Here is a 6,364-nt window from a genome sequence, read left to right on the forward strand (position 1 = left end):
GGATAGGAGATATACATGCTGAATTCCGTTTCTCTGACATTTCCCGATGGCTCCGTCCGCGAATATGACGCGGCGATGACCGGTGCCGGCCTCGCCGAATCGATCTCGAAATCGCTGGCCAAGAAGGCGGTCGCCTATGCGATCGACGGCACGGTTCGCGATCTCAGCGATCCGCTCGGCAAGTCCGGCAAGGTCGAGATCGTCACCCGCGACGACGCGCGCGCGCTGGAGCTGATCCGCCACGACGCGGCCCATGTGCTGGCGGAAGCCGTGCAGGAGATATGGCCGGGAACGCAGGTGACCATCGGGCCGGTGATCGAGAACGGCTTCTACTACGATTTCGCCCGTAACGAGCCGTTCACGCCTGACGATTTTCCGGTGATCGAGAAGAAGATGCGCGAGATCATCGCGCGCAACAAGCCGTTCACCAAGCAAGTCTGGTCGCGCGACAAGGCGAAAAAAGTGTTTGCCGACAAGGGCGAGCGCTACAAGCTGGAGCTGATCGATGCCATTCCCGAGGATCAGGATCTCAAGATCTACGCGCAGGGCGACTGGTTCGACCTCTGCCGTGGCCCGCACATGGCCTCGACCGGGCAGATCGGCAATGCCTTCAAACTGATGAAGGTGGCCGGCGCCTATTGGCGCGGTGATTCGAACAACCCGATGCTGACCCGCATCTACGGCACGGCCTGGGCTGATCAGGCGCAGCTCGAAGCCTACCAGATGATGCTGGAGGAGGCCGAGAAGCGCGACCATAGGAAGATCGGCCGCGAGATGGACCTGTTCCATTTCCAGGAAGAGGGACCGGGCGTCGTCTTCTGGCATGCCAAGGGCTGGAAGATGTTCCAGAACCTGGTCAACTACATGCGCCGCCGCCTCGACGAGCAGGGCTATCAGGAGGTCAACGCGCCGCAGGTGCTCGACAAGAGCCTGTGGGAGACGTCAGGCCATTGGGGCTGGTATCGCGACGCCATGTTCAAGGTGACGGTCGCCGGCGACGACACCGATGACGACCGGGTCTTCGCGTTGAAGCCGATGAACTGTCCGGGCCATGTGCAGATTTTCAAGCATGGGTTGAAGTCTTATCGCGATCTGCCTGTCAAACTTGCGGAATTCGGCAATGTGCATCGCTACGAGCCGTCGGGCGCGCTGCACGGGCTGATGCGTGTGCGCGGCTTCACGCAAGATGATGCGCACATCTTCTGCACCGAGGAGCAGCTGGCTGCGGAGTGCCTGCGCATCAACGACCTGATCCTGTCGACCTATGCTGATTTCGGTTTTGACGAAATCAGCGTCAAGCTTTCGACGCGGCCCGACAAACGCGTCGGCACCGACGAAGCCTGGGATCATGCCGAGGCGATCATGGGGAGCGTGCTGGAGACGATCAGGACACGGTCCGGCAATCGCATCAAAACCTCCATCAATCCGGGCGAGGGCGCCTTCTACGGACCGAAATTCGAATACGTGCTCAAGGATGCCATTGGCCGCGAATGGCAGTGCGGCACGACGCAGGTCGACTTCAACCTGCCGGAACGGTTCGGCGCCTTCTATATCGGCTCCGATTCCGAGAAGAAGCAGCCTGTGATGGTGCACCGCGCCATCTGCGGCTCGATGGAGCGCTTCCTCGGCATCCTGATCGAGAACTATTCCGGCCATTTCCCGCTGTGGTTCGCGCCGCTGCAGGTGGTGGTGGCGACGATCACGTCGGATGCCGATGGCTATGCGACCGAGGTGGTGGCAAAGCTGAAGGCCGCCGGGCTTTTGGCGGAAGCGGATCTGCGTAACGAGAAGATCAACTACAAGGTCCGCGAGCACTCGCTGGCCAAGGTTCCGGTCATCCTCGTCTGCGGCAAGCGCGAGGCCGAAGAGCAGACCGTCAACATGCGCCGGTTGGGCTCGCGCGACCAGGAATCGCTTGGCCTTGACCAGGCGATCGCGCAATTGGCCGAAGAAGCTGTTACACCCGACCGCCGGCGCAAACGCGCGGCTTGATTGGCATAGTTTCGACTAATGGCGGTGGAGCGATCCACCGCCATTTTCATATCCCTGTCACGCCGACCTTGTAACCAGCCCCTATGCTCAAGTTGAAATTGCGCGAACGACCCTTTCCCGAGCTTTCCTATGCCAATCCGCGCCAGCCGGCGCTGACACGCTGGTTCATTCATTCGGTCGAAGGCCTGTCAGGCCGCGACCGCTACACAGCACTTTATGATTTCTGGCGCAGCCAGGTCGTGCCGACCGGCGAACGCGTGTTCAGCCGTATGCTCGAACTGATCGACGTCCGCGTGCGGACATCGGATCAATGGCCGCCGGCGCAATTGCCGGATACGCCGCTGGTGATCGTCGCCAATCATCCGTTCGGCATTGGTGACGGCATTGCCGTGCTGTCATTGGTCGAGCAGCTCGGACGCCCGTTCCGGGTGATGATCCACAAGGATCTGCTCAAGATCCGCGAAATGGAGTCTTACTCGCTGCCAATCGACTTTTCCGAGACCAAGGACGCGCTGAAGAACAACATGGCCGTGCGCCATGAGGCGGTGCGGCTGTTGAAGGAAGGCGTCACCATCGTGGTGTTTCCGGCCGGCGGTGTCGCCACCGCGCCGAAGGGCTTTGGCCGGGCACGCGACTTGCCGTGGAAGATGTTTCCAGCCCGTCTCGTCCAGGACGCCAGGGCGTCGGTCATCCCGATGCATTTTTCCGGACAGAACGGCAGGCTGTTCCATCTCGTCAGCGGCCCGATGAACATGGCCGAGCGCGACCGTCGCCTGGCGAAATTCGTCGGCAGGGCCTCTCTGACATTGCGCACGTCGCTGCTCATTCACGAATTCGCGCGGCTGTCCGGCAAGGCGATCGAGGTGCGCGTCGGGGATGTGCTGAGCTGGAGCGAGCTGGAGCCGTTGCGCGACCGCAAGGCATTGCTCGACCGCCTCTATCGAGGCGTGTTCGACCTGGCGCCAGCTTTGCCACGCCGCCGGATCCCGTTCCTGCCGGCGCGGACCAAGATGGCGGCTTGAGGCAGCCAAACGTCCAGCTCAAAAGGGGGCCGGTCTCGGCCGTCCATTGCAGAAATAGTATGACACTGTAACGTCGCGTGCTATAGAAAGGCAAGGAAGGACTTGCCATGAGAACCAGCAAACCGATCACCGTGACCCTTGGCCGCCAGCAGAGCGGCCTCGACGCACGTCTGGCGTCGGGCGCCTACGACTCCGCCAGCGAGGTCATGCGCGCCGCGCTGCGTGCCCTCGACCGTGAGGAGCAGACCATCGCCGCGATCATGCGCGCCAAGGTCCAGGAAGCTCTTGACGACCCGCGTCCAGACATCCCGGCAGAAGAGGTCTTCAAAGAGCTGCGCGCCCATCATGCGGACCGCATGAAGACCTCCAAGCGTGACACATAAGGTCGTCTTCAGGCCGGCGGCTCAAGCCGACCTCTTCGCCATCTACAACTACATCGAAAACGACAGCGGGAATCGGCGTGCCGGCGACTATGTCGACCGCATAGAGGCCGCGTGCATGGCGCTGTCCACCTTCCCGGAACGCGGGACCGTGCGCGACACCGTTGGCCCCGGCGTCCGCATCGTCGGTTTTGAACGCCGCGTGTCGATCGTTTTCCGGGTCGACGGTGGCACCGTGGTCATCCTGCGCGTGCTCTACGGCGGACAGGATTATCCGGCCGGTTCAGAGGATGACGCAGACACCTGATTCCCCGGTAGGAAGTGCGAACTACAATCTAGTCCGCGCCTTCTTCGGGATCCATCGCCGCGGCCTCGGTGGCCAGAACCTCGATCTCCTGGTTCTGCCCGGCCACGACCGTAAAATCCTTCTGATAGATGCGGTCGCGGTTCTTGGCGATGATGGTGTAGTCGCCCTCGGCCAGCACCATCGAGGCGAAGGCGCCGACGGTTTCCTTGATCGGATCGCCCGATTCATTGAGCAGCGACCAGGACGTATCGGCGATCGCCTCGCCACCGGTTTCGCGCACCAGCTTCATGGTGATCTCGGCGGCGTGGTGCTCGACGGTGGCTTCGGTCAGCTTGCCGGCCTCGACACGGATGTCGGAGCGGATGACCGCGTTGACCGCGCCATAGGTCGAGACGACATGGTAGATGCCGGCGTTGAGCCGCACGACGCTGTTGGGCTCGACATCGGGAATGATCAGCGCGCGGTCGCCATTGGCCTCGGCGGTGCCTTCGTAGATCGAAAATCGCAGCTTCTTTGGTGGAATGCGCACGCCGCCGGACAGCACTGCGTCGAGCTTGAGGCCGCCGGCGTCGAGCACGAGACTTTCGCGCTTGGCGTCCTTGCCGACAGTGATGCGCTTGGTGGCGCCGGCCCGGCCGTAGGAGGCGTGAACCAGATAGCTGCCGGGTTCGAGCTGGAAGACGGCGGTGCCGCCATGGGAGGAGGCAACCATCGGCAATTTGCCGTTGACGGCTTCGGGCTTGAAAACCCGCCAGACGATGCCGCGCGTGATGTCGGAACCCTTGTCGGTCAGTTGGGCGGACAATGTGATGGCGCCGCCGCCGCTCAGCGCCAGCGACGTCTCGCCTTTCGGCGTCGCGTAGCTCGAAATTCCCGGAAGCTTCAGGTCGGTGACACCGTCGACGTTCTGCGCCACGGCAAGCGAAACCGGCGCCATGAATATCAGCGCGCCGAGCCAGACCAGGAAAAGACGGACAGTCCCCTCAAACATGCCTTGCGTTGAAGCCCATGGCGGTGGCAATTTCAAGGCTTAAGAGTTGAAACGACTCTTCCCTCCGGCGTATCCCGCGCCAATGCCCGAGCCGCCCGAATCCCCGATGGTGCGCTTCAGCTCAAAACAGAATGTCCAGGAGACTTGCGCCCATGGCGTCGCCGATCATCGACTTCCTGCTCACCCGAAACTCCGCACCGATCCCCGATTTGAAGGAGCCGGCGCCGAGCGATGCGGAGATCGCCACGATGATCGCCGCTGCCTCCCGGGTGCCCGACCATGGCCGGTTGGAGCCCTGGCGCTTCATCCTCTACCGTGGCGACGCCCGCGTCGAGATCGGCAGGCAACTGGCAGCGCTTGCAGAGCAGCGGGAAGGTCCCTTGTCCGAAGGCCGCCGCAACCAGGAACTGGCGCGATTCTCGCGCGCGCCACTGGTGATCGGCGTTGTGTCGATTCCCAGGGAGAATCCAAAAATCCCGCAATGGGAAATGTTCCTGTCGGGCGGCATGGCGGCGATGAACCTGATGATAGCAGCGAATGCGCTGGGCTATGGCACCAACATGATCAGCAACTGGTATTCGGATGTGCCGGAGGGCAGGGCGCTGCTGGGGCTGGCGCCGCAGGAGCGGGTCATCGGCTTCATCCATATCGGCTCCTATGCCGGCCCGGCACCGGAGCGGCCCCGGCCCGATCCGGCAAAGCTGTACAGTGACTATTCGGGGCCGTGGGCGGGCTGAATGTTCTACGAACCCTCAAAGGGCCACGGCCTGCCGCATGACCCTTCGAAGGCGATCGTGGCGCCGCGTCCGATCGGCTGGATTTCGACACTGAACAGGGCAGGCGAGGTCAATCTCGCGCCATACTCCTTCTTCAATGCCGTTTCTACGCGGCCTTTCATCGTCTGGTTCTCCTCCGAAGGCGAGAAGGACAGCGCCTCCTTCGCCCAGGAAACCGGCGAGTTCGTCGCCAATCTCGTCGGCCGCGATCTCGCGGAGAAGATGAACCGCACATCGGTCAACGCACCGCGCGGCGTCAACGAGTTCGTCTATGCCGATCTTGCCATGGCGCCGTCTCGGCTGGTGGCGCCGCCGCGCGTGGCGGCAGCGCCGGCCGCGCTCGAATGCCGGGTGACGGAAGTCTTTCGGCCAAAGGCGCTGGACGGATCGCCGACACGCGCTGTGATTGTTGCCGGTGAAGTGGTCGGCGTGCACATCGACGACGCCTTCCTGACAGACGGCCTGTTCGACATCACCAAGGCCGGCAATGTCGCCCGTCTCGGCTATATGGATTATGCCAGCGTCGACGAGGTGTTTTCGATGCGCCGGCCGCGCTGGGACAAGGACTAGATATCAGGCTTGGCCAGCGCCTTGCCGGCACTCTTTCGCCGCCTGGCCGTCATGACGGTGCGCACATAGCCGGGCTCGCCGATCCGGATGCTTCCATCGGGCAGGCCCAGTATGCGGTCGAGAGCGATCTCGTAGAGCCTGACGCGTTTCTCCAGGGCCTCGATCGCGATCTCCATGTCGGCGTCGCTGCCGCCGGCAATTGCCTTGGCAACGACGTCATGCGTGGCCATGCCGAACTGCATGACGATGTCGGCAACACCTTCCGGATCGAAGGTCCTGAAAGTGCCGTCTTCGATCCCTTGCCTGATGATCTTGACCAGCAGAGG

At 62.6% G+C, this 6,364-nt stretch carries 7 protein-coding genes and 1 pseudogene; 6 read left to right on the forward strand and 2 right to left on the reverse strand.

The features are described 5' to 3' along the window. Positions 1-15: 15 nt before the first annotated feature. The 4 genes from thrS (at position 16) to EN749_RS27995 (ending at position 3,701) form a co-directional block, all read left to right on the forward strand. Entirely contained in the window at positions 16-1,992 is a 1,977-nt protein-coding gene (gene thrS, locus EN749_RS27980; RefSeq protein ID WP_128289479.1) for a threonine--tRNA ligase, read from the forward strand. A gap of 83 nt (positions 1,993-2,075) precedes the next feature. Beyond that, on the forward strand, positions 2,076-3,014 hold the full coding sequence (locus tag EN749_RS27985) for a GNAT family N-acetyltransferase (RefSeq protein ID WP_128364377.1): 939 nt from the start codon (positions 2,076-2,078) through the stop codon (positions 3,012-3,014). Between the two features lie 107 nt (positions 3,015-3,121). Further along, positions 3,122-3,397 carry a type II toxin-antitoxin system ParD family antitoxin gene (locus EN749_RS27990; protein WP_128289478.1) on the forward strand — a complete coding sequence of 92 codons (276 nt, stop codon included), beginning with the start codon at positions 3,122-3,124 and terminating at the stop codon, positions 3,395-3,397. Continuing rightward, positions 3,387-3,701, forward strand: a complete 315-nt coding sequence (locus EN749_RS27995; RefSeq protein WP_127396403.1) for a type II toxin-antitoxin system RelE/ParE family toxin — start codon at positions 3,387-3,389, stop codon at positions 3,699-3,701. The genes EN749_RS27990 and EN749_RS27995 overlap by 11 nt, the downstream gene beginning before the upstream one ends. Before the next feature lie 28 nt (positions 3,702-3,729). On the opposite strand, the gene EN749_RS28000 is transcribed toward EN749_RS27995, so the two are convergent. Further along, positions 3,730-4,692 carry a hypothetical protein gene (locus tag EN749_RS28000; RefSeq protein ID WP_127270173.1) on the reverse strand — a complete coding sequence of 321 codons (963 nt, stop codon included), beginning with the start codon at positions 4,690-4,692 and terminating at the stop codon, positions 3,730-3,732. A 152-nt stretch (positions 4,693-4,844) separates the two neighbouring features. Between EN749_RS28000 and EN749_RS28005 the strand changes: the two genes are divergently transcribed. Both EN749_RS28005 and EN749_RS28010 read left to right on the forward strand, forming a co-directional pair. After that, the gene (locus EN749_RS28005) at positions 4,845-5,429 is read left to right on the forward strand and encodes a nitroreductase (RefSeq protein WP_128289477.1); all 585 of its coding nucleotides are present in this window, start codon (positions 4,845-4,847) and stop codon (positions 5,427-5,429) included. Next, the gene (locus tag EN749_RS28010; protein ID WP_127810565.1) at positions 5,430-6,038 is read left to right on the forward strand and encodes a flavin reductase family protein; all 609 of its coding nucleotides are present in this window, start codon (positions 5,430-5,432) and stop codon (positions 6,036-6,038) included. Here the strand turns inward: EN749_RS28010 and EN749_RS28015 are convergent. Further along, positions 6,035-6,364 (reverse strand): annotated as a pseudogene (locus tag EN749_RS28015) (TetR/AcrR family transcriptional regulator); the annotation flags it as partial. The gene EN749_RS28010 and the pseudogene EN749_RS28015 overlap by 4 nt on opposite strands.

Source organism: Mesorhizobium sp. M7A.F.Ca.ET.027.02.1.1, from assembly GCF_004022985.1.
Lineage (GTDB): Bacteria > Pseudomonadota > Alphaproteobacteria > Rhizobiales > Rhizobiaceae > Mesorhizobium.

What these genes read in the sequence shown, in the direction of transcription:
- EN749_RS28000 (WP_127270173.1), bottom strand. Translation starts at nt 4,692, where the DNA reads ATGTTTGAGGGGACTGTCCGTCTTTTCCTGGTCTGGCTCGGCGCGCTG.
- EN749_RS27990 (WP_128289478.1), top strand. Translation starts at nt 3,122, where the DNA reads ATGAGAACCAGCAAACCGATCACCGTGACCCTTGGCCGCCAGCAGAGC.
- EN749_RS28005 (WP_128289477.1), top strand. Translation starts at nt 4,845, where the DNA reads ATGGCGTCGCCGATCATCGACTTCCTGCTCACCCGAAACTCCGCACCG.
- thrS (WP_128289479.1), top strand. Translation starts at nt 16, where the DNA reads ATGCTGAATTCCGTTTCTCTGACATTTCCCGATGGCTCCGTCCGCGAA.
- EN749_RS28010 (WP_127810565.1), top strand. Translation starts at nt 5,430, where the DNA reads ATGTTCTACGAACCCTCAAAGGGCCACGGCCTGCCGCATGACCCTTCG.
- EN749_RS27985 (WP_128364377.1), top strand. Translation starts at nt 2,076, where the DNA reads ATGCTCAAGTTGAAATTGCGCGAACGACCCTTTCCCGAGCTTTCCTAT.